The organism is Streptomyces lanatus, assembly GCF_014655715.1.
GTDB classification, from domain to species: Bacteria; Actinomycetota; Actinomycetes; order Streptomycetales; family Streptomycetaceae; genus Streptomyces; species Streptomyces lanatus.
In genome coordinates this window covers 106,764-131,377 of sequence record NZ_BNBM01000017.1, presented here as the reverse complement: position 1 = coordinate 131,377, position 24,614 = coordinate 106,764, and the positions used below count along the sequence as shown (strand labels likewise).

Here is a 24,614-nt window from a genome sequence, read left to right as displayed (position 1 = left end):
TGACGTGGTGCCCCGGATCCGTATCGCGTCACCTCACCTGCCCGGCAGAATCGCCGCCATGCTGGACGTACTACTGCCCGCCGTGTTCGGGCTCTTGGGCGCCGCTGTGGGTGCCATAGCGGCTGTGTGGGGCGCCAAGCGCGCCGCGGACACCGCGATCGAGCAGACCTTTCACCAGCACGAATTCGAACGGGAACGATGGCGCCGGGAGCAACGGCAGCAGGCCTACGTTGCTTTCCTGGAAGCCGTCGACGCCTTGAGCGTGCGTCTCGAGTCCCTCTCCGCCCGAGTCGAGCGGGAATCCACGATCGACCCCGACGAGTGGCGGCACATGGACGACGGGGACCAGGCCGTGATGCGCGCTGCGGACCGGATCGAGTTGACCGGCTCGAGGCGCGTTGCGGAGGCTGCGAGCGAGCTCAGCATCGTTCTCACCAACATGTGCAGTGCGCTGCTCCCTGGCGAAGGGCGGCCGCCCGCACACCGCATGACCGACTTCCAGCCGCGAAGTGAACTCAAGCAGCCGGCGTATGCGCGGTTCCGTCGCGAGGCTCAGGTGGCCCTCGGCTTCGAGGACCCCGGCGAGTGACGTGACACGGCCTGAGCTGCCGTTTCACGTCACGTCACCTCACGGCGCGACGCTAAGCGGGCCCGTGCCTACGGTCCGCGGCCATGGTCACGACCGCCGCGCCGCCCCGTACCCGGTTCGCCTCGCTTGCCGTCCGCGCCCGGAACATCGTCGACTCCGGCCTGTGCAAGGCCACGACCTCCGTGCCCGACTGGCTCGCCCGCCTGGACCAGCTCGAGCACCTGACCACGGCGCCCGCCGCCGACCGGCGCGCCACGATCGCGATCCTCGACGACCACATCCTGTGTGACCTTCTGGTCCTGTCGTACCTGCGCCACGGCACGCCGTACGCCCTGTGGGTCGACACTCTCGCCGGGTTCGCCGAGGACATCCTGGGCGTCGCCACCTGGGCGCAGATGCATGAGCTCCTGGACGCGCCCCGGCGATGAGCACGGAGGAGACACGGCTGCACCTGGTGCCAGTCCGGCAGAAGGACGCCAAGGCGTTCGTTGCCGAGTGGCACCGGCACCACAAGCCGCCGCTTGGGGCGGTGTTCACCGTGGGGGCCGCTGACCAAGACGGCGTACTGCGCGCCGTGGCCATAGTCGGCCGTCCCGTGGCCCGGCACTTCGACGACGGCCAAACGCTCGAGGTCACCCGGACCGCGACGGACGGCGTACGTAACGCCAACAGCTTGTTGTACGGAGCAGCCTGGCGAGCCGCGAAAGCGTTGGGATACACGCGGCTGATCACGTACACGCAGGAAGGCGAGACCGGCGCGAGCCTGCGCGCGGCCGGCTGGACGGTGGTGGCACAACGCCGCCCCCGGCCCGGATGGAGCTGCGCGAGCCGCCCCCGCACGGCGCAGGGCACGGAGAACGTGGCGCGCACCCTGTGGGAGGCGCAGTCGGCCGACGCGACGTAAGACGCGGCCGCCGTTCAATCTCCCCGCCTCGCCCCGGGCGCGCCCACCAGGACCGTGAACGACGCGGTCCGGCGCCCGGGGCAGGCGAGGAGACCAGTGCTGTGAAGGCACGACGGCGAACCGGCCCCACCGACGCAGTGAAGGCGATCGTCCATGACCGCGACGGCGGTGTGTGCGTGCGCTGCGGAACGCGGCACCACCTGACGATCCACCACCGCGTGAACCGCGGCATGGGCGGCGCCCGCGAGGAGTGGATCAACCAGGCCCACAACCTGCTGCTCGTCTGCACCGTGTGCAACGGCTGGTTCGAGGACAACCCGCGGAAGTCGTACGAGCGTGGGTGGAAGGTGCGCCGGCCGGAGCTCCCCGGCGAGGTCCTGGTGCTGTACGCCGATGGCCGCGAGTACCGGCTCACCCCGGACGGCGTCCGCTCCAGGAGCGTGGCGGCCACCCGATGAAGCGACGTCTTCAGTGCCCAGCCCGGCCGACCGGCTACACCGAGAACCGGTGGCAGTGCCAGCGCATCACCCAGCACAAGGGCTCTCACAAGGCGTCGCACTCCAAGAAGTCGAGGTCACACGTCTCGTGGAAGGACGAGGACAGCGTTTTCGAGCACGAGATCCTCCCCGGCACCGTCCGCTACTGCCCGCCGATCTGGACCACCTCGAGGGCGCTCCGCATCCTCGAGTGGGCCATGTACCTGTGGCTCACCGCGGGACTTTGGCGGTACCTCTCGCCGGCCGCGGCCGCTGGCTTCTTCGTCGCGCTACTGCTGTCCGTCCGGCGCACGCACTTCCTGGACTTCGGCCGGTTCACCGTCGGCATGTGGCGCATACCGCCGACGTCACCGGCGCCGGTTGTCGGCATCGGTTGGATGCTGCACGGCAAGGACCGGACCGGTCCGAAGGCCGGCCTCGGCATGGTGATCGGCCGCGTGGGCATGGGTGCGTTCGCCTTGATGCGGCGCGAGGAGTGGGCCGAGTTCAAACGCGACAAGGCCGAGGGCCTCGCCGGGAAGGTGGATTGGCGCTCATGAGTCCGCGCATCACGTTGCAGCGCCGCATTCGCTCCCCGCGATGCCTCTGCCTGGGCCCGTTCATGCTGTGGGCTGTACGGATCCCGCAGGGCCCGGGGATCGGCTTTGGGCGGATCGCAGCCACCGACACCCCCTGTAACCCAGCTCCCGGGCAGCGCTATATGCGCGACGCGCACGGCCCTGTCGTGGTTGTGGCCGGCTTCGCGTTCGCCGCGCTCCGCTGCAGGTCAGTGCCCGTACCGTCACAGCATCCCTGACACCGGCATTTACCTTGGTGTACTGTTCTCGCCGTTGTGGAGGCATGGGTTTACCCGGGTCTCCGCACGCCGGCGCAAGACCGCGCCTCAGTCGGACGGAGAATAGCGACCATGCCCAAGGCTGGGATCACGTACGGCCCACGCATCCAGGCCCCGGACTATGCCCAGATCGACGAGACCGCCGAGCAGGAGGTCCTCAAGGGCCTCGGCCTCCAGCGGCCCGAGGACCTGGTCGCCGCCCGCCCCGACGGCTTGGTCGTGAAGGCCTGGGGGATCGTCGAGCAGGCCGATGCGGAGCTCGGCGCGTACCTGGACGAGCGGGACCGGGCACTCGCACACCTGTGGTTCTACGAGCCGCGCCTCGGCCTGGCCCGCACCGCAGGCCTGTCGACCATGGGGTACCGCGGTGCCATCGCCCGTGTGGTGTACGGGGACAAGAAGCACCCGCTGCCGGAAGTGCAGTCCAACGAGGCGCTCGCCAAGCTCGGCAAGGAGCTGCGCGTCAAGCAGATCAAGGATGCCGAGGCGAAGCTCCTCGAGGTCGCCCCGATCGTGTACGCCGCGCGGGCCCGCCGCGAGCTCGCCGTGCGCTTCATGCAGGAGGCGGTGCTCGCCCTGTCGCAGGAGCCTTACGGCTGGACGCCCGACCAGATCGCCGAACACGTCGGCGTGCACCGGGATTTGATCTACAAGCAGCGGGCTGCGGCCCGGAAGCGCCACGGACTGTAAGGCACCGCCCGCCCGACAATGACCGGCCCCAGTTCCATCAGGGGCCGGTCTTCTTGTTGCCCCACCGCTGGTCAGACCGGAGACGGGTTTTCGGTCCCCGGTCACCGGAGACGGGTTTCCGGTCGCCGGTTTACGGGTCGCCAGAGTTCCGGCTTCCGGAGAACTGGGCCCCTTTAGTAACAAGATCAAGTACCACCATTAAGTAGGTTCCGATGCCTTCGCTTCGCTCAGGCATCGGCGCGTGCTGGTGATCGCTAAGCGTCGAGCGGCATCCGGCTTCGCAGCATCGGCAAGGGGGGTGTCACAGATTTCGGCCGCTGGCGTTCCCTCGGGCATGACAACGCGATCTTCCATGCCCAGGCGCACGATGCTCCCGCCGAACCTCACCCGCCACCTCTACGAGACCCGGCGCCTGATCGCTGAGAGCCAGGGCCGCGAGCTTCCGCCCTGGTTCCGGCTCACTGCAGACGAGCGGGCCGCCGTCGAGGGGGACATGGAGGTCTTCCGCCGGGCGATATCCCGGGCCGAGGAGGAACAGGACATCGTCGCCGCCTACAACGCCTCCGCCGTTGAACAGCCCCAGCCCATCGGCGAGTCCACTGCGCCGGCGGCTGGGAGGTGTGGCTGCCCCGGCTGCTCCACCGTCGCCGCACTGATCGAGCTCATCCGGCAGGCCCGGCGCCTCGAGGCCACCCTCGGTTGGGATACCGACAGCAGCGGCAAGTGGTCCAGCGTGTTCGCGTTCGACTCCCCAGCTCTGAGTGCCGAGGACCTCACCCGAGTGCGGAAGGCCGCCCGAGAGGCCATCGACAAGTGGGTCGCCGCGGGTAAGCCGTTCGGGAGGATCAGGCCCGAGACCGTGTGGCCGTTCGAGGTCGCCCCTCCGACGCCACTCTCGCGCGACTACCTCCGGCGCCTCCAGGAGCAACTCCTGCGTACCCCGTATCGGCCCAGTTTCCCGCTACTGATCACGGACGTCTGGACTACGCGTCCGCCGACCGCGGACAAGGCGTAACAGAATCCGGCGCTCGACGTACTACATGGTGCGGCTGGCTTACTGACCCCGATCTCCCCCGGGTAAAGCACTCCAGCCACGCACCCCCTGAGACCGGGGGCACCCTTGCTCCACCTCCCCGGAACAGGGTCGCCCCCGGCAAGACTTCCGGCACACACCGCCAATCCCGTTCCCCGGGTGGCGCCTCCTGATGGGTAGTGCCGGATTTCGCAGCCTGGCCGACGGTCTGGGCATGGACCGTTCGGCCAGGCCGCGACACTAGATCCTCGCGGGCCGCACCTTTCCCGGCATGTCCCGCACGCAGCCCTCGTCCCGCCTTCGCGTGGCCCCCTCACGCCAGGAGCTGCACCGCGCTCGTAAGCCGGGCGTCATTTCCCGCGACGCCTCCAACGTCGCCGACATCCTGCTCCGCGCCCCGGTCGCCGCCCGGCGCCACGCCTTCAAGCACGACATCAGCGCCCGCGAGCGCTCGTACGTCATGCGGGAGGTCGAGCGGGTCACCGGCTCCCTGTACGGCCTGTGGCGGGACAGCCCTTCGGGCTTCGTGGAGGACGTCCTCGGCGAGTCCATATGGAGCTTGCAGCGCGACGTCCTGGACGCGCTCGTCGACCACAAGCGCGTCGCCGTCCCGGCCGGCTTTGGCGTCGGGAAGACCCACCTTGCCGCGCGTGCCGCTGTGTGGTTCGTCAACGTCTACCCGGTCGGCACAGCGCTGTGTATCACCACCGCGACCCGCTTCCGCCAGGTGCAGCGGCAGCTCTGGCCTCACATCCGCAAGGTGGTACCCAGGGCGGGCCTGCCCGGCTCCTGCGACACGGTCCAGTACAAGATGCCCACCCCTCAGGGGCACGACTTCGTCGCCGCGTATGGTTTCTCGGCGCCAGCGAACGACGAGGCGGCCATGCAGGGCATCCATATGGCCCACATCCTGCTGATCGTCGACGAGGCCGGCGGTATCGCGCCGACCATTGGTCACGGCACGAACAACCTCCTGACCGGCGGACACGCTGCGATGTTGGCGATCGGCAACCCCTCCATGGATGACCCGGCGAGCTGGTTCGAGGAGCTGTGCATCGAGGGCGACGACCCGGAGGAGCCGACCACCGTCACCATCCCGATCTCCTCGCTCACCTCCCCGGCGATCACGGGCGAGCGAGTGCCGTACTGCACGGACTGCCCGCCCAACCCGAACGACATGCACACCTTGAGTCGGCACATGCCGGACCAGGACTGGGTCGACCGCACGATCCGCGCCTACGGCCCCGATCACCCGTACGTCGTTGCCAAGGTCTACGCGAAGTTTCCGAAGGGAGGCGGAGGCCTCGTCATCCCGCCCACCTGGATCGAGGACGCCATCAATGCCGAAGACCCCACCGGGTCCGGCTGGCACCGACTCTGCGGCCTCGGTCTGGAGGACGAGACCGCCACCCACACCGTGAAGGAAGGTGCCTGGGTCCGCTTGGGCGTGGACGTCGCCGCCGACGGTGGCGACGAATTCGCCATAGCTCGTTCCATCGGCGACGTCATTGAGAACCGGCACGCGAGTGCCGGGGCCGCCAACGACAGTCAGGTCAAGGTCGCGGAGAAGGTCCTCGAGGAGATCCACGCAGCGCAGCGTCTCGCGGACGCCCTGCGCTCCCCGCACCCCGTCCGCGTCAAGGTCGACAAGAACGGCATCGGCCACGGCGTGGTGTCTATGCTCGAACGCTGGGGCGAGAACGGACGGCACAAGGCGCAGATCGTCGGTGTGATGGTGTCCGAGAATCCCACCCAGGACGACCCGGGCGCCGTCATGCGGCCCTACCGCAAGCGTGACGAGATGTGGCTCGCCACCCGCAGTCTCCTGCAGCCCGACCCGTCCACCGGCCAAGGCCGCCTGCGCTACCGGATCGACAAGAAGTCAGCCGCGCAGCTCTCCACGCCGAAGCTCCTGTCGAACGCCGGCGGCTACTCCGTCGTCGAGTCGAAGAAGCAGATGAAGGGGCGCGGCATGAAGTCCCCCGACCGTGCCGAGGCGATCCTCCTGGCCCTGTACGAGCCGGAGCCGATCAACCAGCCGCGCCGTCGCGGACTACTCAACTAGTCGGTCCCCGTGACGGGAATGGTGGGCCACCTCCAAGATCAGCCCCGAGACGGCGTCTGACAGTATTCAGGGCGCTGGTACGGTCCTCGCATGGACGTCGCCCAGACCCAAGTCCTCGCAGTGCCTCTGACGGACACCGAGCAGAACCAGGTGCAGATCGCCGCGGCAGCTGCGGGCAAGTCCGTCGACGACTTCCTGCGAGACGCGGTCCTCAGCGCGGCGTACGACCCGTTCTTCATCGCCCTGGAAAAGGCCGCCGACACCATCGCTGGCCACGCCGACCGAATCCAGCATGGCTACGCCACCGGCTGACGGCACGTGACAGACCCCGGTACCGACGGGGGATGCAGTACCGGGGCTAACGACCACCATATTCGACGACGCCGCCCGTATTGGGACTCCTCGAAAACCAGAGCTCCCCTCACCCAGGCACCGCCATGCGTGGAGCCCCGAACGAACAGGCAGGTCCGTCGCATCTGGTCACGCCAGGCAAGGCCGCGGGGCCGATGGAAGAAGCTCCATCGGCCCCGCGGTGCGGGTGGGATCAGGCCGTCGGGTACGAACCGGTGACGGTGATGATCTCGGCATTCGTGGCGCCCTCGGCGTCACCGTAGAGGTGCTCGGTGTTCAGCACCGCAGCGCCGTTCGTGTTGCTGGTGACGCGCATGCGGTCGATCTTTGTGCCGTCCGATCCGGCATAGATGACCGCCTCACCGGTCCAGACGCCGTTGTCGGCGTCGCGGCCGTCGAGACTGAGCTGGAACGCGTAGCGGACGCCAACCGCGGCCGGCACCGGCAGGGTCAGGCCGAAGCCAGCGCTGGAGGCCGACACGGTCTCCTTCTTCGCGTTGATCTGCGCGGTGAACGTGCAGACACCGTTCGCGTTGACGTACCTGCCCGTGCTGGTCGTGCCGTCGACGCCGGCAACGTTGGTGAGCTTCGGGGCCCAAGAGGTGGCAGTCATGAGCAATTCCTTCTGTTCGGAAAGCTGCCCCAGGTGAGGCAGCCGCCGAACAGTGCACGACGCGCCCCGTTAACGTCGCGTCTTCACGCTGAAGCTCTCTGAGCTGTGGGCTCGGAGGTACTCCGCTGTGCCCAGTCAACTGTCTGCTGCGGGAGGGGGACGCCAGTGGGCGTGTGGAAGTCGGCCTCGGGCAACCCGCCGAGTGTCCCGCCACTAGGTGGAAGGTGGCGGGACGTTCTCGATGGCGAGGGTGCCAGCTACTCGGTCATCGCCCCTCCATGAGGATGTGGAGAAGGGTGATGGTTGCGATCCCGACCACGAGCGCCGTCCCGAAGGCGGGGTGCTGGAAAGCTATGTAGGTCGTCCCACAGCCCGCGAGCAGCAACACCGCTGCACGGAGGTCGATCGGCCCGTTCATGCGGCTCACCGCGGAATCGGTTGGACCGGTGCCTGACCGCCAACTCGGCGCAGTTGCTGCCGGCGACGTTGCTCGTCGGCCAGCCGCTGGGCTTTGCGCCGGACCCGTTCGCCAAAGGCCGTCGGGTCGGTGGCACCGGCGACGGCTGCGGATTCCGTCCAAGTCTCTCCCTCACCCGAGGCGAGCGCAAAGACGGTCTTGAGTTCGGCCTCGTCCAAGCCGCGTAGGACAGCGTTGAGCCGCTCGTCTTCGAACACGCCACCAGCCACTCGCCCCAGCAGGTCGAGGTCAGCCCCGACCAGGTCGTACAGCACCAGGCCATCGCCGAGTTCGGCATCGAGGGACAGCACGCGCCCATACCGCGTGCCACGCCGCCACAGCGGCACCAACTGCCGGTGCACAGTTCGAGCTTCCGCCTTGAGAGCGCCCAACGCTGACGACGGCAGCCTTCCTGTGTCCCACAGCGGGTCATTCCAGTTGCCCAGTAGTGCCGTATCCATGGCCTCGTCCCATCGCTCGCTTCGCGGGAGCACAAGGCGATCTGAGACCATCGAGGTGTCCACTGGGAACAACTGGCTCTGCATGAGAACGAACTGCATTAGAGCTGCTGAACTGCTCGACGGGTTAGAGAGGTCCGTCTGATCCCCGTGGGGGGTCAGACGGATACCCTCGCCATCTGGTGCAAGTGGCATGCTGCGGTACTTCAGGAGCACTGACGCACCGCGTGTGTTGGCGGAAGATCTACGCTGCTGCATGTCGGAACTCACGGTCTTTCTGCCGGAAGTGATGAACGTTCTCCTCTCGGCCACCGCAGGCAGACCTAGCAGCAGAAAATCTCAGCCAGTGACACGTGATCTCAGTCACACCCTCATGGGCCACTGGGCGCAACTCACCGGCGGGCTAACCCTGTTGACCCAGGAACTGCTACGCGACGGGGTTCCTGTCGAGCCATTCCGACAGGTCGTGGGCGGAACCGAGGACGTCCGGCCGGTTCGTACCGATGGCCGTGGCTCCCTTGTCCTCCCCCACCGCGATGCCGTCCTCCATGGTGTCGATCAGGGCGTACGCCTCCGACCAGAACTCCGCCCCCGTGTCCCTGTCCGCGTTCGCCGCCTTCCGCAGGTCGCGTGCCGGCTTCATCACCGCCTGCATCTGCTCCCAGCACGTCCCCGGCGCCTTCTCCAGGCAGCCGCCGTCCTCGTCGAACTTCGTCACCGCGGCCTGGAACGTGGTGGTCGCTTCCGTCACGCTCAGCGGCTCCGCCTTCGCGGCCGGCTTCGCGGTGTTCTTGTCGCTCGAGCCGCTGCAGCCGCTCGCCCCTGCCACGGTCGCGGCAGCCAGGGCCAGCGTGCCGACCGTCTTCCCCCAGAATTGTCTCCCCATGACGGGGGATCATCGCATGAACCTCCGACACGGACACGACAAGGTCCCCAGCCGGCTGGCCAAGACCCTTCCCCGTGAACTCCCGTACTTGGCTTACGACTTCTTCCCACCGCCGTTGAACAGGCCTCACAGGACCTTGGCGGCAACGGCTACGGCATGTCCTCGAAATGGCCGTGGCCCAGGTGCTCCTTGCAGTTCTGGCACCGCAGTGAGCCCGGAAGACGGGGGTGTTCCTCCACGGCCGCCGGCCCGCACGCCGGGCAGTTCAGCCGGATGAACTGGACCGGGCGATCGAGGAGCGGCACGGTCGGGGAGTCGTGCGGCGTCGCCGCGTGCGCCTTGTCGGTCCAGCAGATCCGGGCACCCTCACGGTCGGGCGCGGATTGGTGCCAACCGCCCGGGTCCTCGGAGAACGCCCCGCCCTCCGGCCGCTTCTCCTCGTCGTAGTGCCCGGCCGACAGGGCGCAGCGCACGACGCCGGCGAGAGCGTGCAGGGCGGTAGCGGTGCACGTGGTGCACTCCGGGCAGGGCACGGGCTTCGGCTCTCCGTAGTGCGGATTCCATTGATTGAAGTCGGGGACGATCTTCCGTCCACGACACTGCTTGCACGGCGAATCAGGCGCGGCCGGGGGGAAGGAGACCTCGAGCTTCACCAGGTCCTGGTGCCGGTCAGACGGGCCGATCGCGTCGACCTGGCAGTGCAGCGTCACTGTGTGCCAGCCCTCGAGCGGCAGCGTGGACAGCAACTCGCCCCCGAGCAGCTTGGACAACTCCTCGGGGGCGAGTTCCTGGTTCCCTGGACGCGTCACGCAACGTCACCCCAGTAGCCGGGCAGCGGTATGACTTCGATGCCTTCCTGCTCCGACAGGCGGTTCACGCCCGGGTCGGCGCTCCAGACGGTGAGGTTGCCGAACTGGCGGTGGGCGGCGCGCAGTCGTTCCCGCTTCACCACGGCGCCGGGACGGTAGTCGCCGCGGCCCCTCATCAGGACCAGCGTCGCGGGCACGCCGTTCCGCCCCAGCCATGTGGCCACGAGCTGTTCCAGGCGCCGGTCCCCCGCCGTCATGACAAGGACGACCTTCCCGTTCTCGTATGCCCACCGGGCCGCGTTCACGACCTCGCGGTTGGGCGGACAGCCGAGGCTCGCCCGGTGGAACCGGGAGGCGTCGTTCGCCAGGGCGTGGATGCGGGAGACGTCGATGAGACCGCCCTCAAGGTCGAATGCGACCGCTTCGCGTAGGGCCCCTTCGTTGTAGACGCGGATGATCTCGAGCGCCTTGGCGCTGCAGGGTTGGCATTTCCCCTTGTGGCCGCATATCGCCGCGGCGAGGGCGTCGACGGCGCCCTCGGCCGCGATGGTCAGCAGGACGCGGGCCTGGTGGCGGTGGCGGTCACATACCTGTGTTTTCCCCGGGCTGGAGTTTTCGCGGCACGCGATCAGGGCGATGCGCTGTTCCAGAGCTGTGGTGTCGGAAGCCGTATTGGCCACGGCGGCAAGGGTGGAGCTCATCGGTTGCAGTCCTTCGGGGCGCGCGACTTGTGGTGGGCGATGGTCTGGAGGTCGCTGCCGACCTGCTCGTACGCGGTCATCTCCTGGCAAGCGGTGCACCGGCGGGCGAGGAACGCCCGCAGGGGCTCGGTCTGGGACGAGGGGTGTCCATGGGTCCCACGGACCATCTCGCCGTGTGCGGGGTCGCCGCACCACTCACAGGAGGGGTCGTAGTTGGTGATGACCGGGATCGGCCGCCACGGCAACGCCCACTTGATCGGGCGTCGCGCGTGTTCGGTCGGTAGATGAGCCTCGGCGTACGTCACCGGGTCCGGAACGGCCCAGAGGCGGCGGCCGCGGTGGTCTGGATCGGGTTGCGGCAGTTCCTCGGCGACGCCTGCGGGGAGGAGTTGCGGCTGCTCGGGCTCCGGCTCCCCGCGCAGCAAGCGCAGGCAGGCCGGGCAGACGCTCGCCTCGGTGACGGGCCCGTCCCACAGCCGTACGCCCGGCGCCCGTTCGGCGTCCGGCTGACATTCCAAGGGCACGGTGAACACGGGCATCAAGGGGGCCGTAACGCCCTCCGCCGCAATGTGCAGCAGGGGACGGCCCGCGGCGCGGACGACGAGGCGGCCGGACCAGTGGGACGCGGCCGGGGCCTCAACGGCAAGAGCGGTCACGACGGTTCACCTTCCTCTGCCAGGTGAAGGACGCCGGCGATGTTGGCCCACATGTTCGCCATGGCCACGGCCTTGTCGCGGGTCCGCTCGTAGGACTCGGCCCGCTCGTACCAGTCGACGGAGTTGCCCCGGCCGCCGCGCTGGGAAGCCCACTGGTCGCCCTTCTGGCGGCGGGCGCGTGCAGCCTGGGCGGCGTCCTCAGCGGACGCCGCCCAGGAGACGGCTCTTCTTGCGGCCTGCGCCGATGTGGTGATTGCCGTCATCGGGCGCAGCCCACGAGGAGTGGCACCAGGCCGAGGGACTTCGGACTCTGCAGATACAGACTTCGGCGGGCAGCGTGCACGTTGCGCCGGGCGAGGCAGAGCACGCCGGCCGGGACGTGGCACTCCGGGCACTGCACCGAGTAGGCACCGTGCTCAAACCGGGCCGCGGTCTCGTGCGCAGCGTCATGCGCAGCGTCCGCGGCCGGGGACGAGATGAGGGTGGAGGCGAGAGCGATCACGCGCGGCCGCCAGGGGCGGGCGTGATGGGGAGCAGGTGCGGGCGCGAGCCTTCCGCTGGGAACTCGTGGCTGCGGTCGAGCCAGAATTCCCACTGCCCGCTGTTGGGGTTGGGTCTCTTGAGCCGGGCGTAGAAGGCGGTGCCGTGCTCCAAGGTCTCGCTGTCGCCGTGGACGATCGGCAGTTCCAGGGTCAGCGGCGGGCCCGGCAGGTTGTCGGAGGCCCGGCTTGTCTTCGGCCCCCACAGCGCGAGCGCGACGCCACGGTGCGGGCCCTCGACGATGCTGACCTCGTGCAGGTCGGCCGGGACGCCCATGACCGCCTCGTGGGAAATGTCGCGCAGGGCACGCGCCCAGTCGTGGATATCTCGAGCCGTCGGCGTCGGGGGGTAGCCAAGAAGGTTCCGCAGCGCGGCAATTGCCGAGAGGAGCTCGGAGTACGCAGCGACTGGGAAGCCGTCTTTCCACTGGTCCCTCAGCAGGGAACACGCTGCCTTGTCTGCGGCCTCGGCGAGGTAGAGGTCGACGACATCGCGGTCGAGGAGGGTGCCGTTGAGCGAGTACGTATTGATGACCTTGTCCACCAGGTGGGCACGGTCCCAGGTCGGTGCAACGGGCATGCCGCGGTTGTCGTACCCCTGCAGGGACACGGGCCGAGGGGTCTTCATGGAGGGGCATCTCCTTGTTCGGGCGAGGACGGGCAGCCCTCAGTCCCTGTACGTCGGAGTACCGATTCCTGTTACGGCTTCGCCGTTTCCGCTGGTCAATAGCCCGGGAAGTGCATCGATCACCAAGGCCATGCGGTTGGGTGGGCCACCGGGACCCCGACAAGGCCGCCCACACCCGTGCGCACGGTGGAGGAGGCCGCCGAGTGGCCGATTTCCCACCCCCGGTGTCGTCGCGCCTTCGGACCGCGCCCAAACCGCGCTGCCTAGGCTTGGCCTCGTGCGGGTCGGCTACACGAATCAGCCGAAGGCAGCTACTCCATGCTGGAACTCGATGGCCAGGGGGCGGCGAGCGAAGCGTGACACCTGCCTCGACCAACTCTGGTGTGGAGCAACCCGACATGCTCCTATCGGTGGGTGACTCAGGTACTCGTCAGCCTCGTCGCCATCGTCGGCACGCTCCTGGGGGCCGCGCTCGGTTACCTCCTCCAGCGGCATTCCGCTGATCGGAGTGAGCGCAAGGCCGCCGTTCTCGCGTACATGGGCGCCATCACCGAAGTGATCCGTGAGCAACAGGACTGGTGGCACCGGAAGAACGAGGACACAGAAGGCCCCGACCATCGAGCAGCACGGACCGAAGCCCACCGGCTGCGTGGTGTGGCTCGGCAGGCCATCAACGGCATTGCGTTCTACGTCAGCGACCAGGAAGTCCTCGACCTCGCGGAAGCTACCTTCCGGACAGCCAGTGACGTTCACCGGGCAGACAGCAGAGACGAGTTGGACACGAAGACGGAGTTGGCCCGAGAGTCGCTCCGTGCCTTCATTCATCGTGCCTCCGAAAGGGTCCGATAGAAGGCGACATTGCGCCAGCGGCCGTCGCCTGGGCACCGGAACACCAGAGCGGCGTACGACGGGCCGCCCGCCGTACGCCGCGCCGGCATCTATTCGCCCTTCGGCTCGCCTGCTGCCAGTCCGGGAGCGATTCGGGCGCACCGCGCCGCGTACTCCTCAAGGTGATGGTCCTCGAACTCTGAGGCGCTCCAGACGGCGGCTTGGACGTCTCCGCCTGGCCAGACGTACGCCCACCCCAACTTGCCGTTGGACAAGGGGACTTCTTGGAGTTCGTAGTGCTCGTCCTCGAATGAGTCGAGGATGCGCCACTCGTCGTTGCTGAGGTTCAGCAAGACCGTGCCGGGAGCCGATCCGCCGCCAGTTTGGACGAGACCTGGATAGACCCGGCCCTTGAGCTTGGCCGCGCGGTACCCGGGGGCGGAGGCAGGAACCTGCTCCGGTATTCGGCCCAACAGGGCCTTGAGGACGGCATCGAACTGGAGCGTGCCGTAGACGAACAGCACGTTGGGACCGTGCGCGAGTCGGTCCCGGCGACCAGAGGTCTCCGGGACCGGGGTGAGACTGGTGATGGTTTGCGTCATGTGCGTTCCGGGGCTAGGAGGAGGGCAGGTACATCGCGTCGTAGAGGGGTGACTCTTCGGCGTGCTTGATCTGTCCCATAATCGTGTATCCCCATCGCAGGTAAGCATCGTGGGCAGGCTGGTTGTCGACGATGCAGGTCAGGGTCGTGACGCTCTCCGTACGCCCGGCAATGACCGTGTCGTGGATCTGACGTCCGAGCCCTTGGTTCTGCAACTCAGGGAGGACCATCAGCTCCCGTAGCCAGAAGATGCCCTCGGCCCCGGCCAAATCGATCAGTCCGGCGGGGCGGCGGTCGTCGAGGGAGATCCACCAAGGCTTGTCAGCGGGCAGGGTCGCGCCGTGTACATATCCCACGATTCGCCCGTCGAGCCGGGCAGTGACGGTCTCGAATCCCTTGGTGTCGAAGGCTGTTTCCAGGCGTGTCCGGAACGAGTCGACGGAGAAGAACTCGTCACCGATGTAGGGAGGGACGTCGTACACCTTCGCGTACACGTCGACCAGTTCGGAAATGATGCCCTTCGCCGACTTCGCATCGTGCCGCTGGAACTCCGGGTCCACGGTGTGCACTCTCCTTTTGCTGGCTCACGCGACGTGAGCACGAATCTGTTCTAGTAGATCCCCAACGCCGCGGGCGCTGCGATGGAGGAGCATGCCGTCATGGATGATCTTCAGTTGCCCGGCGGTTCGGGCGGACGACATTCCGCTCTCAACGAGTCGGAGGGTGTCGGACGCGGCGGACATGCCGTGGTCGACATCACCGTTCGCGACTGCCGCAACGGACAGTCGGCCGAGGCACATGCCCCGGTTCCTGGAGTGGGTGACATCTTGTAGTGCTTCAGACCGGGCCAGGAGTTTCTGTGCGCGCGCCGTCTGTCCGAGGTCAAGGCGGCACATGCCCTCCAGACAGGTCAGCTCTGCGAGGTTGAGAAAGAGGGCCCAATCCGGGTCCTGCTCGTTATCGCCGCTCTCCCACTCCTTCCATGCCCGCTTGATGGCGACCTCGCAGTTGAAGGCGTCCCCAAGCCGCGCGTGTCCCTGGGCTTCTCGAATCGCGAGGAGAGCAGCAACGCGACTGGGCGCACCCCACAGCTCTGCGTGGCGCTGGCCGAGCTTGGCGAAGCGCACTGCCTCTCGTCCCTTGTTCAGGTCTACAGCCTGTCGGGCCATGTTGCTCAACGTGCGGCTGGCCAGCACGTCGTCGCCGGAGAAGTTGGCGGAGTTCAGGGCCTCGGAGAAGTATTGACGCGCCTGAGCCTGGAGGCCGGCGTCGTAGCAGAACCACCCAAGTGACGTAGTCAACTTCCCTGCCAACGCGTGAAGTTGCTGCCCGAGCGGCTCGTCGTAGATGCCCCGGTCGATCATGTGGTGCGTCCAGAGCAGATGCGCCCGCGTTGGACGCCACAGCCGGTTCGCGCCGAACTGCTGGTCGATCGCGTAGTTGTCGTCGGCGGCGGCCGACAGAAGCTCCACTTCCTCCGGCGCGATCCGCCACTCACCAGAACGGTTGGTACCGGTGGTGGTCTCGGCTAGCCACGGCGGTGGCGCCTCATCCGTAAGCGGGCTTGAAGCGGACGTGACCAAAAGAGGGCCTGCCGAAGAAGCCTGACTGGCCAGCGGTACCGGCGTAAGTACCACGGGGAGGTCATCGGGCTGCGGCGGCCGCAGCCCGAGTTCCTCCACGGGGCGCTTCCAGTAAGCGGCAAGCACCGCGCGGGCGTCCGGGTGAGGCCAAGGGGGAGGCTCTTCGACTTCCCATTTGCGTAGTTGTCGCACACTGAAGGTGGGGAGCGCCCTAATGCGGCCCTCATCACGGAGACGCCGGGCAAGGGCGGTGAGTACGTCGGCCATCGCCTCTTGAGTCAGGTTCGCGCTGATGCGTAACCGCTTGAGTTCACGCATGGCCACCCCTTGCCGTCTGGTTTCGCCCTCACGGTAGCGACTCTGGTGCCAGCGTGTGAGGGGTCCCCACTGAAAAGCCCAGGTCAGACGGAAAGGGCCGGTGAAAAGGCCGCCAAAGGACCGGTTAAGGGCTGGCAGGGTTCCGGGGAAAAGACCTGTTCACCGAGCAGCATGTTCGCTGCACTGGGTCACGCCACACACACCTGGTGTGTCGTCGTGATGCCGGGAGGACTCATGGAAACCTGCGAACGGGCCGAGGCTGAGGCACTGTCCGCGTGGTTTGCCACAGCGGCTCCGGACCCGAACACGGCGATCGGCCTGTGGGAGGAGAATCCTCATCTCCCCCGGCGACTTCAGTGCGGCGTGGCCTTCGACATAGTGATGGCCGACCGGTCACTTGTGCGTATGGCGTACCGGCTTCTGGCCCAGTACGAGCAGCCGCTTGGCCCCGCAGTGCTGTTCACCAATCTCCGCTCCGCGGCTGTATTGGTGCCAGTAGGCACCGCCTCGCGCTGGAACGGACTGATGGCCACAGCCAAATGGCCCGAACGTCAACCCCGGCCCGCCTGCCTCAGCGTCGGGCACGTGATTCTCGTGCCCTCACCCCGGCCAGTCAGTTTGCTCGCGCAGTGGCTGGAGCCACCGGACGACGAGCAGATCATTGGTGGCGCTCCGCTGCTCACCAGCCCCGTCCCGCTCGCGCGGTGCATCGCGGAGGCCCAGGCCTTCCTCGGTCCAAGCAAACGTCCCCCTTTGCGTAGGACCATGCCGGCCGTCCGAGCCCTCTTGCACTCCCCCCAGAGGACATGATGACGACGACAGCCGCACACCCCGTCCACACGCTCCTCCACGACAAGGTCGTGATGAGTGAGCGGTTCCAGGTCGAGCCGCTCTGTGGCGCGGGCCCGCCCCGCGACAACGACGCGTGCCGCGTCGGTGCTATGCGCCGAATTGCAGCCACGCAGCTCAGGCTCTGCGGCCTCGACGCCCTGATCGACGAAGCAATGCTGGTCGTCTCCGAGTTGCTGACCAACGCGTTGGTGCACAGCGGCACTAGCGAGGTCTTCTTGGACATGGCCATCCGGAAGGGCTTCCTGGTCATCACCGTCATCGACGGCATGCCGGGTGCCGCGAAGCTCAAACGAGCGAAGGAGGACGCCGAGTCGGGACGTGGCCTCGAACTTGTTGCAGCCGTGGCAGAGGAGAACGGCGGGACCTGGGGCACCAGGGATGCCGGCGCCGAGACCTGGTGCCGCATCGAGCTACCGGCAGCGGAGGGGCAGTCGTGACCGTCCGGAAATCCGCCCACGTGTCCTCCCCAGGTGACGGCACTACAAGCGGGCAACAGCAACCGCGGGTGAGCGCGCATGACGTCGCCACACCCTTGCCCTTGAGGCCGGAGGCCGAGCCCGCCTTCACGTGGAGCGTGTCGATGGTGGCCAGTAGGGCCTCGGGGCTCCTTGCACGGCAGCAGGTCCGGCCGGCGCTGACGATGGCTTGCTGGGAAGGCAATGTAGACATCGCGGCCCGCATCGCCGACAAGCTGGTGGACAACGCCATCGTCCACGGCGAGCCCTTCGGTGACGGCACTATCACCCTGCGCCTAATCATCGACGCCAAGACCCGTGAACTGCTCATCGAGGTCGGTGACGCCCTCCTCTCCTTCCAGGGCTTCGCCGAAGTCGCCAATCAGAGCGGCGACGTCCGGGGCACGCCCCACGGTCTGTGGTGGGTGGCCCACTACAAGGGCCACCTGTCGTGGGACGTGATGAAGGACGAGCACGGCCAGACCACAGGCAAGACCGTGCAGGCGATCCTCCCCGTCTCCTGATCACGTACGACCCGCCCGAGTGCCCCCTTGCCGGAACTGACTCTGAGGAACCCATGTCTTCCCCCCAGCCCCACCGGGCCCCCCACGGTCGGCGCAGGAAGAAGCGCCGAGCCCACGTGGATCGATTCGTCTTCGAACAGGTGCGAGCAGCGGTCGCCACCCCGCTCGTGATCGCCCTGTCCGCCCTGGCCAGTGCCGTCATCGTCTGGCGAACCATTTCGGTCCCGACAGGCTGGCTGCTGGCCTCGCTAGCCGCAGGACTGGTCGTCGCTGCCGTGGTGGGGGCCGCGCTGGCACAGCAAGCGGCCCAGACCGTACAGAAGGCGCAGGGCGCCGAGTTGAACCGCGTCACCGCCGCGGCGGCGGCCCTCGACAAGGCCGTGGTCTGGTCGGCGGAGGAGCTGGTGCGGGGCGGGACGGTGGCGCTGCCCGAGAGCCTCCCTCCATTCGAGGAGGCCGGCCCGGCGGACGAGGCGGTGGCCCAGTTGGCTGAGCTTCAGGTGCAGGCGGTCGCCGCCCTGATCCGGGTGCGCGACGAGTCGCAGTCGGCGGTCCTGCTGTCGATGTTGCACCAGTTCGCCAGGCGTGAACACGCCTTGGTCTCCCGTGCGTTGGAGAAGCTGGATCTGCTGCAGGAGAGGACCGATGACCCCGACCTGCTGGAGGTGATCTTCACCCTGGATCATCTGGTGACGGGGTTGCGGCGCTGGGTGGAGAGCAAGGCCGTCGTCGCCGGGGAGTCGCTGCGTGCTGCCCGTGAACCGGTGAGCGTGATGCAGGTGCTGCGGGGCGCGAACCAGGAGATCCTGTACTACGCCCGGGTGACCGTCGCCGCCGGCACGGTCGGCGCTGAGCTGGGCCTGCCCCGACACGTGGGACCCGATCTGACGCATCTGCTGGCCGAACTCGTCGAGAACGCCACCAAGTTCTCCGATCCCGCCACCAAGGTGCAGGTGCGCGCCTACCAGGTCGCCAAGGGCTTGGCCATCGAGATCGAGGACCGCGTCGCCATCCCGATGCGCCCCGAGGACCGGGCGCGGTGGAACCGACTGCTGGCCGATCCCGATCAGGTCGACGTTACTAGTCTGGTCAAAGAGGGACGGATCGGCCTGCTCACCGCGGCGACGATCGCCCACCGCCACGGCATATCCATCCATTTGACGGAGAATCCCACCGGCGGGACCACCGCTTTGGTGGTGGTCCCGGGCAGGCTGCTGGTGTCCTTGACACCTCCCGCCGCCCCTCCGGCGCCGCCTGCCCAGCCGCCGACGCGGGCTGCGGCACAGCCTCACTCCCACCCCGTACAGCCCACGCCTGCGTCACACAGGCAGACGTCAACCCCCGTGGCTGGCGCGGCGGATGCCGCCCCGCCTCTGCCGCAGCGGGTGGTGTCCGAGCGGGCAGCAGCACCGGCCCCGACCCGGCCCAGGCCGGCAGCGACCCGGCCGCGCTACGGCATGGCCGGCGCGTTCCGGAGCGGCATCGGCGCCAGCCGCGCCCCGGAGGCCCTGCCCTCAGCCGAGCACAGGCCCTCCGGGGCTGTCCCGCCGACCACCCAGCCGTAGCTCCCTCCCCCACCCAAGAACTGACCCCGTGAGCGGGGTCGACCCAATCCGCAGGAGCGTTTTCCGATGACCGACGACACCGGTGTCAACACCGTGGCGGCCACCCTGTCCGAGGACCAGGTCCGAGAGCAGATGGCCGGAATGCTGGAGGCGTTCGTCAGGGACGTGCCCCGTGTCACTCACGCACTGGTGGTTTCCCGTGACGGGCTCAAGCTCGTGGACAGCGGAATTTCCAGGAACCGGGCTGACAAGTGGGCGGCCACGTTCGGCACGCTGGCCTCTTTGTGCGAGAACATCCCGGGCCCGCACGGTGACAAGGGCGGTCTGAAACTGTCCATGGTCGAGCGCGAGGACGGTCTGCTCTTCGTGTCGATCGCCGGGAGCAGCGTCCTCTTCCCCAGCCAGCCGTGCGACGAGGACGGCAAGGTTGACACGGTGCTGGCCGTGGTCGCCGAACCGACCGCAGACGCGGGCACCGTGGGCTTCGAGATGGGCCAGCTCGTGGACCTGTTCGCCCCATACATGGTCGCGGCCGTTCGCAGCGACGGATGACCGGGCCCAGCGGGCACACACCACCACCCTCCGAGGGCACGGGCGGCGCCTTCGTACGGCGTTTCGTCGTGACGCGGGGGCGAGTGCACGCCCGCCACTGGCTCAGCCCCGAGACCCTCCTGGAGGCCGGGCCCGGCCGCGGCGGTCCGGGACTGGCCGAGGGCGAGTACCAGCAGATGACGCAACTGTGCCGCGAGCGGCACCGGTCGGTTGCGGAACTGGCGGGCACCGTCCGTCTCCCCCTCTCCACGGCCCGCGTGCTGATCTCGGACCTCGTCGATGCCCAGGTCCTGCGGGTGTCCCTCACCGCCTCCCATACATCCACCGACTCCCCGGCCGGGAACCGGCCCTCCCGCCAACAGCTCCTGGAGGCACTGCGTGCCGGTATCACACGCAAATGGTCCGATGCCGAAGCCAAAGCCTGCTGACGCCCACCGCCACGAGGGCGTGGTCCCTGCGGTCGGTGGCCCGGCCGTACTGAAGATCCTGATCACCGGGGGCTTCGGGGTCGGCAAGACGACCGCAGTCGGCGCGGTCAGCGAGATCGAGCCGATCTCCACCGAGGAACTCCTGACCCAGGCCAGTAACGCCACCGACAGTCTCACCGGAGTGGAGAGCAAGCGGCAGACCACTGTGGCCTTCGACTTCGGGCGCGTCAGCTTCGACCTTCCCATGCCGATCGAGCTGATGCTGTTCGGCACCCCCGGGCAGGACCGCTTCAGTGACCTATGGGACGACCTGGCCCGCGGTGCGGTGGGCGCCGTGGTGCTCGCCGACACCCGCCGGCTCAACTCCAGCTTCGAGGCCGTCGCCTTCTGCGAGCACAAAGGCCTGCCGTTCGTGGTCGCCGTCAACGAATTCGACGGCGCCTACCGCTACCCGCTCGCCGAGGTCCGCCAGGCCCTCGCACTCGCCTTCCATGTACCGGTGGTGACCTGCGACTCCCGCGACCCCACCTCGGTCGCCCGAGTCCTGCTCCACCTCGTCGACCACGCCCTGTCCCTCATGACGACCGTTCTCAACTCCTTGGATGCCCCATGACCGATTTCGACGCCTTCCGCCGGCCCGCGCTCGGCCAGAGGACCTCGGCCCCCTTACTCGCCGCGCCCGGCCAGGACGTGATCGTCCCGCGGCCGGGTGCGGTCAGCTTGGGCCAGGAAGTGGTCAGCGCGGCCCAGGCCCGCGAGCTGGCCGAGCGGCAGGAACGCGAGGCACTCCTTCAGCGTCTGGGCGTGCCCACCGGTCCGGACGACCGGATGGACCAGTTCGCGGACCACATCGCGGAGACCACGGGCATGCTCTACGGCTTCGTGAACATCTTCTACGCCGAGCAGACCTTCGTCGGCCTGCACAACCCTCCGCCCGACTCCGGCCACCTGATCCTCGGCCGCACCATGAGCCTGGAGCACGGCTGGTGCCCGGCCGTCGTCAGACGCAAGAAGGGCCTGCCGCTGTGGGACGTCCACGCCAGCTCGACCTTCTCCGGCAACGTCGTGGTGGACATGGTGGGGATCCGCTCCTATTTCGGCGTCCCGCTGATCTACGAGGGGGTCGTGCTGGGCACGGCGTGCGCGATCGATCCCGAGGCCCGCCCCCGCTCCGACGCCCGACGCCACCTCGACGCTGTCAAGGACGGCGGCGCCCTGGTCCTGGACGCCCTGACCAGTCGGGCTCCGGCCCGCTGAGATCCCCCTGCCCCCCACCCGGCAGCCCCACCGGCGACCCGGCCGCACCCGCCTTGCGACCCCGCACAGGGAGACGGAGACGACCATGCCCACCACCCCGCCTGCCGCACTGGCCCCCTACCTCACCCCCGACCACCACCGGCTGTGGCACGAGGCCGACGCCTTCGCCGCCCAGCACATCGCGCCCCGGGTACGGCCGATGGAGGTCGCACCCCACAAGGTCGAGCGCAGGACGGCCCAACTCATGGCCGATAACGGCTGGTTCGGAGTGACGATCCCGAGCGAGTACCGCGGGATGGCGGCCGGGCACGTCGCCAAGACGGTCCTCATCCACCGCACTGCCGTCGTCTCCGCGGCCGCGGCCGCGATCCTTCAGGCCAGCCTGATCCCGACGGGCGCCCTCCAGTTGTGGGGCACCGCCGAGCAGAAGGCGTGGTGGCTGCCACGGGCGGCGGCCGGGAGGGTGCTGCTGTCGATCGCGGTCACCGAGCCGCAGACGGGCGGACACATCGGCGGGATGGAGACGGTCGCCGAGCAGGACGGCGACGAGTGGGTGATCACCGGCAGCAAGGCACACATCGGCAACTCCCACCTGGCCGGCCTCCACGTGATCATCGCCCGCACCGCGCCGCCAGGGGTTCCCGCGTCCCAGGCGCTGACCGCCTTTCTGGTCGAGCGCGACCGCACGGGGCTGGTCGTGGAGCCGCACCGGACCCGGCTGGGCCTGCACGGCTTCACCGCCGGCCGACTGCGCCTGGGCCGTGTCCGCATACCCGCGGCGAATGTGCTCGGGGAGGTCGGCCAAGGCCTGTTCGTCGCGCAGAGCGCCAGCATCCTTTTCGGCCGCCCCAACCTCACCGCCCTCAGCCTCGGCATCCACGAAGCCATCGTCGCCACCACCGCCGACTGGCTGAGCACCCGCCCCCGCTACGGCGCGTACCTCTCCGACCACCCGGTCGTGCGATACCGACTCGGAGGCATGTACGACCGTCTCCAAACCGCCCAGGGTGCCGCCTACCAGGCTGTTCACCTCCTCGACCAGGGTCTACCTTGCGATGCCCAGCTGATCGGCGCGAAGAACACCGGCCACGAACTGGCCGCCGACTCCGCGCGGGACGCGATGGAACTGCACGCCGCCGATGGCCTGGACGGCGACTACCTGCTTCAACGCCTCTTCCGCGACATCCAGCACACCTACGCGCCCGCCGGGACCGGCGAGTTCCAGCGCATCCACCTTGCCAAGACCGCTCTCGGCGAAAGCGGTATCGAGTGGTCCGAACGCCTGGCGGCCGAACGCGCCTGGGCCAGCCCAGACCCCACCCCCGCATGAACCCCCATGCGCGGCAGCCCCGTTGACCTCCACTGCTGCGCATGGGTTACCCCCTGTCGCCGAGAGTTGTCCTGACTCCCGCTCGGCGACAGGGGGCCAAGCCCCTTCGTTCCCCGGGCTGTCGGCGGTCCAGGGGCGAAGGGACAGCTTCCGGTCCTGTGCTCGCCGCGCGTGGGGACCCGCGGCACAGGGTCGGAAGCATCACGGCGGTCCCGAAAGCCGGGGCGCGCCGGAGTCAACAACCAGACCGATCCCTTCTGGACAGGACCACCAGTGACCCAGACCCGCTTCGCCGTGCTTGACGCAACTCAACGCCATCCAGACCTAGCCGAGCAGGTCGACCGGATACTCCACCGGGTTGCGCCGACGGTGAAGGAGATAACCGACCTCCCCCTCCCGGAGGAGGTCCGCTTCCGCCTGCTGACCCCCAAGGCATGGCGGGAGGAGACCCGCAAGAGCCACCACCGCACCCTGGCCCGTGACATCGCCGATCTGGAGCTGACCTCGCGGGAGATCGACGCCGTTCGAGCCGGGCTGAGGATCATGGGATTCGTTCCCGTCCTGGTCTGGCCCCTCGTGCTCGGCAGCACTCTGGTAGCTGCCGACGGCCGCCGCGAGACGATCATCGCTCCCCGTGCCCTCCACCATGGCGGACTGCTGGTCGACGAACCGGCCCTTCACCAGGTAGTCGCCCATGAACTCGTCCACCAAGTGCAGGCCGATGCGCGAAGCGGTGCGGTGTGGACCACCTTCTTCCCACAGAAGCGGGGGATCACCGGCCGCGGCGCCTCGACTGTCCTTGAGGGACACGCCGACTGGGCCGACCATCAAGTCACCACCCGCCTGTTCGGTGCCCCGGCCGACCACCGGCAATCGCCGAAGTCCTGGCGCTACCGCACCCACAACGCACTCCCCGGCATCCGACGCCTGGGCCCCAGCCGTGCAGCTTACGAGCAAGGCTCCCGCCTCATCGCGCGCACCGTGGCCGCAGGGGGCACCGACCTGGTCAACCAAGTCTGGAAGGACGCGGCCTTCCTGCCCACCGAGGAAGAGATCGCCGATCCCGACGCCTGGGTCCGCCGCATCGAGCGGGGGAATCTCGGTGTCTGAACTCCACCTCCGTCTCACCGAGTTCAACGGCTCAAGCCGCATGGACCGCATCACCGACATCGTGCTGGACCTGCTGTTCGAACTGACCCAGCAGACCGCGCGGTTCGCCGTCGGCCTCGACCCGTGGAGATCCCTCACCGTCCACGATCCGTACGAACTCACCCAGCACGCCGTCCAGTTCGGTTCCGCCACCAACCCCTGGGCATCACTCGTCGTCTACGACGCCGACGGGTTCGCCCCCTTCATACGCGGAGGGCAGGCATGAGAATCCGTGGCGTTGCCAGCCTCCACCGAACCGACCAAGGCCCCCCGCGGCGCATCGATTGGCAGCTCAGCACCCTTGCCCTGGCATCAACTCTGGTCAGCTTCGAGATCATCGACACCGCCGACGTACGGCGGTGGACCGACCACGCCCTCACCATCGCCCGCTACGACCTTGCCGCGGTCGATCGCTTCCTGAGCACCACCCGCTGATAGGGCCGATATCCGCAGCGCAGTCC

33 protein-coding genes are annotated in these 24,614 nt (G+C 68.2%); 21 read left to right on the top strand and 12 right to left on the bottom strand.

Annotated elements, in window-relative coordinates; all coding sequences use genetic code 11:
- Positions 1-4 precede the first annotated feature (4 nt).
- The 9 genes from IE325_RS35010 to IE325_RS34970 all read left to right on the top strand — a co-directional run bounded on the left by IE325_RS35010 (position 5) and on the right by IE325_RS34970 (position 6,925).
- A complete protein-coding gene (locus IE325_RS35010; protein ID WP_190074157.1) occupies positions 5-589 on the top strand; it encodes a hypothetical protein in 585 nt (194 codons plus the stop codon).
- 83 nt (positions 590-672) lie between these two features.
- A complete protein-coding gene (locus tag IE325_RS35005) occupies positions 673-1,017 on the top strand; it encodes a hypothetical protein (RefSeq protein WP_190074156.1) in 345 nt (114 codons plus the stop codon).
- Positions 1,014-1,493, top strand: coding sequence for an XF1762 family protein (locus tag IE325_RS35000; RefSeq protein WP_190074155.1), 480 nt, complete (start codon positions 1,014-1,016; stop codon positions 1,491-1,493). The genes IE325_RS35005 and IE325_RS35000 overlap by 4 nt, the downstream gene beginning before the upstream one ends.
- Before the next feature lie 101 nt (positions 1,494-1,594).
- The gene (locus IE325_RS34995) at positions 1,595-1,951 is read left to right on the top strand and encodes an HNH endonuclease (protein ID WP_190074154.1); all 357 of its coding nucleotides are present in this window, start codon (positions 1,595-1,597) and stop codon (positions 1,949-1,951) included.
- Positions 1,948-2,529, top strand: coding sequence for a hypothetical protein (locus IE325_RS34990; RefSeq protein WP_190074153.1), 582 nt, complete (start codon positions 1,948-1,950; stop codon positions 2,527-2,529). Before IE325_RS34995 ends, IE325_RS34990 begins: the two co-directional genes overlap by 4 nt.
- Positions 2,530-2,897: 368 nt before the next feature.
- Positions 2,898-3,515, top strand: a complete 618-nt coding sequence (locus IE325_RS34985) for a hypothetical protein (protein WP_190074152.1) — start codon at positions 2,898-2,900, stop codon at positions 3,513-3,515.
- 352 nt (positions 3,516-3,867) lie between these two features.
- Positions 3,868-4,530, top strand: coding sequence for a hypothetical protein (locus tag IE325_RS34980; protein ID WP_190074151.1), 663 nt, complete (start codon positions 3,868-3,870; stop codon positions 4,528-4,530).
- Between the two features lie 289 nt (positions 4,531-4,819).
- Positions 4,820-6,613 (top strand): hypothetical protein, encoded by a 1,794-nt coding sequence (locus IE325_RS34975; protein ID WP_190074150.1) that lies wholly within the window; start codon positions 4,820-4,822, stop codon positions 6,611-6,613.
- A 90-nt stretch (positions 6,614-6,703) separates the two neighbouring features.
- A complete protein-coding gene (locus IE325_RS34970; RefSeq protein ID WP_190074149.1) occupies positions 6,704-6,925 on the top strand; it encodes a hypothetical protein in 222 nt (73 codons plus the stop codon).
- A 232-nt stretch (positions 6,926-7,157) separates the two neighbouring features.
- Here the strand turns inward: IE325_RS34970 and IE325_RS34965 are convergent, their stop codons facing one another.
- The 9 genes from IE325_RS34965 to IE325_RS34925 all read right to left on the bottom strand — a co-directional run bounded on the left by IE325_RS34965 (position 7,158) and on the right by IE325_RS34925 (position 12,711).
- Positions 7,158-7,577, bottom strand: a complete 420-nt coding sequence (locus IE325_RS34965) for a hypothetical protein (RefSeq protein ID WP_190074148.1) — start codon at positions 7,575-7,577, stop codon at positions 7,158-7,160.
- A 265-nt stretch (positions 7,578-7,842) separates the two neighbouring features.
- Complete coding sequence (locus IE325_RS34960; protein ID WP_190074147.1) at positions 7,843-7,995, bottom strand: hypothetical protein; 153 nt, start codon at positions 7,993-7,995, stop codon at positions 7,843-7,845.
- 5 nt (positions 7,996-8,000) lie between these two features.
- Positions 8,001-8,579, bottom strand: coding sequence for a hypothetical protein (locus IE325_RS34955; RefSeq protein WP_190074146.1), 579 nt, complete (start codon positions 8,577-8,579; stop codon positions 8,001-8,003).
- 340 nt (positions 8,580-8,919) lie between these two features.
- Complete coding sequence (locus IE325_RS34950) at positions 8,920-9,378, bottom strand: hypothetical protein (protein WP_190074145.1); 459 nt, start codon at positions 9,376-9,378, stop codon at positions 8,920-8,922.
- 149 nt (positions 9,379-9,527) lie between these two features.
- Positions 9,528-10,187 (bottom strand): hypothetical protein, encoded by a 660-nt coding sequence (locus IE325_RS34945; RefSeq protein WP_190074144.1) that lies wholly within the window; start codon positions 10,185-10,187, stop codon positions 9,528-9,530.
- Positions 10,184-10,888: an HAD family hydrolase gene (locus IE325_RS34940; protein ID WP_190074143.1), complete on the bottom strand. Its 705-nt coding sequence runs from the start codon at positions 10,886-10,888 to the stop codon at positions 10,184-10,186. The genes IE325_RS34945 and IE325_RS34940 overlap by 4 nt, the downstream gene beginning before the upstream one ends.
- Positions 10,885-11,544: a hypothetical protein gene (locus IE325_RS34935; RefSeq protein WP_190074142.1), complete on the bottom strand. Its 660-nt coding sequence runs from the start codon at positions 11,542-11,544 to the stop codon at positions 10,885-10,887. The genes IE325_RS34940 and IE325_RS34935 overlap by 4 nt, the downstream gene beginning before the upstream one ends.
- Positions 11,541-11,807, bottom strand: coding sequence for a hypothetical protein (locus IE325_RS34930; protein ID WP_190074141.1), 267 nt, complete (start codon positions 11,805-11,807; stop codon positions 11,541-11,543). The genes IE325_RS34935 and IE325_RS34930 overlap by 4 nt, the downstream gene beginning before the upstream one ends.
- Positions 11,808-12,042: 235 nt before the next feature.
- Positions 12,043-12,711 (bottom strand): hypothetical protein, encoded by a 669-nt coding sequence (locus IE325_RS34925; RefSeq protein WP_190074140.1) that lies wholly within the window; start codon positions 12,709-12,711, stop codon positions 12,043-12,045.
- A gap of 414 nt (positions 12,712-13,125) precedes the next feature.
- On the opposite strand from IE325_RS34925, the gene kilB reads away from it, so the two are divergent.
- Positions 13,126-13,560, top strand: coding sequence for a plasmid transfer protein KilB (gene kilB / locus IE325_RS34920; protein WP_190074139.1), 435 nt, complete (start codon positions 13,126-13,128; stop codon positions 13,558-13,560).
- Positions 13,561-13,649: 89 nt separating this feature from the next.
- Here the strand turns inward: kilB and IE325_RS34915 are convergent, their stop codons facing one another.
- The 3 genes from IE325_RS34915 to IE325_RS34905 are packed head-to-tail and all read right to left on the bottom strand — an operon-like array spanning position 13,650 to position 16,041.
- Positions 13,650-14,141 carry a gamma-glutamylcyclotransferase family protein gene (locus tag IE325_RS34915; protein WP_190074138.1) on the bottom strand — a complete coding sequence of 164 codons (492 nt, stop codon included), beginning with the start codon at positions 14,139-14,141 and terminating at the stop codon, positions 13,650-13,652.
- A gap of 13 nt (positions 14,142-14,154) precedes the next feature.
- On the bottom strand, positions 14,155-14,700 hold the full coding sequence (locus tag IE325_RS34910; RefSeq protein WP_190074137.1) for a GNAT family N-acetyltransferase: 546 nt from the start codon (positions 14,698-14,700) through the stop codon (positions 14,155-14,157).
- 24 nt (positions 14,701-14,724) lie between these two features.
- Complete coding sequence (locus tag IE325_RS34905; RefSeq protein ID WP_190074136.1) at positions 14,725-16,041, bottom strand: NsdA family TPR-like regulatory protein; 1,317 nt, start codon at positions 16,039-16,041, stop codon at positions 14,725-14,727.
- An 809-nt stretch (positions 16,042-16,850) separates the two neighbouring features.
- On the opposite strand from IE325_RS34905, the gene IE325_RS34900 reads away from it, so the two are divergent.
- From IE325_RS34900 to IE325_RS34850, 11 genes are all read left to right on the top strand, one after another.
- Positions 16,851-17,330, top strand: a complete 480-nt coding sequence (locus IE325_RS34900; RefSeq protein WP_229912229.1) for an ATP-binding protein — start codon at positions 16,851-16,853, stop codon at positions 17,328-17,330.
- Positions 17,331-17,473: 143 nt separating this feature from the next.
- Entirely contained in the window at positions 17,474-17,872 is a 399-nt protein-coding gene (locus IE325_RS34895; protein WP_190074135.1) for a hypothetical protein, read from the top strand.
- Positions 17,873-17,988: 116 nt separating this feature from the next.
- Positions 17,989-19,437, top strand: coding sequence for a sensor histidine kinase (locus IE325_RS34890; protein WP_229912227.1), 1,449 nt, complete (start codon positions 17,989-17,991; stop codon positions 19,435-19,437).
- Positions 19,438-19,503: 66 nt separating this feature from the next.
- Positions 19,504-19,989, top strand: a complete 486-nt coding sequence (locus IE325_RS34885; RefSeq protein WP_229912225.1) for a roadblock/LC7 domain-containing protein — start codon at positions 19,504-19,506, stop codon at positions 19,987-19,989.
- On the top strand, positions 19,986-20,417 hold the full coding sequence (locus IE325_RS34880) for a DUF742 domain-containing protein (protein WP_190074133.1): 432 nt from the start codon (positions 19,986-19,988) through the stop codon (positions 20,415-20,417). Before IE325_RS34885 ends, IE325_RS34880 begins: the two co-directional genes overlap by 4 nt.
- Positions 20,395-21,030 (top strand): GTP-binding protein, encoded by a 636-nt coding sequence (locus IE325_RS34875; protein ID WP_190074132.1) that lies wholly within the window; start codon positions 20,395-20,397, stop codon positions 21,028-21,030. The genes IE325_RS34880 and IE325_RS34875 overlap by 23 nt, the downstream gene beginning before the upstream one ends.
- Complete coding sequence (locus IE325_RS34870; RefSeq protein ID WP_229912223.1) at positions 21,027-21,674, top strand: GAF domain-containing protein; 648 nt, start codon at positions 21,027-21,029, stop codon at positions 21,672-21,674. Before IE325_RS34875 ends, IE325_RS34870 begins: the two co-directional genes overlap by 4 nt.
- Before the next feature lie 85 nt (positions 21,675-21,759).
- The gene (locus IE325_RS34865; RefSeq protein WP_190074131.1) at positions 21,760-23,004 is read left to right on the top strand and encodes an acyl-CoA dehydrogenase family protein; all 1,245 of its coding nucleotides are present in this window, start codon (positions 21,760-21,762) and stop codon (positions 23,002-23,004) included.
- 369 nt (positions 23,005-23,373) lie between these two features.
- Entirely contained in the window at positions 23,374-24,114 is a 741-nt protein-coding gene (locus IE325_RS34860) for a zinc-dependent metalloprotease (protein ID WP_190074130.1), read from the top strand.
- On the top strand, positions 24,107-24,379 hold the full coding sequence (locus tag IE325_RS34855) for a hypothetical protein (RefSeq protein WP_190074129.1): 273 nt from the start codon (positions 24,107-24,109) through the stop codon (positions 24,377-24,379). The genes IE325_RS34860 and IE325_RS34855 overlap by 8 nt, the downstream gene beginning before the upstream one ends.
- Positions 24,376-24,588, top strand: coding sequence for a hypothetical protein (locus IE325_RS34850; RefSeq protein ID WP_190074128.1), 213 nt, complete (start codon positions 24,376-24,378; stop codon positions 24,586-24,588). Before IE325_RS34855 ends, IE325_RS34850 begins: the two co-directional genes overlap by 4 nt.
- Positions 24,589-24,614 lie beyond the last annotated feature (26 nt).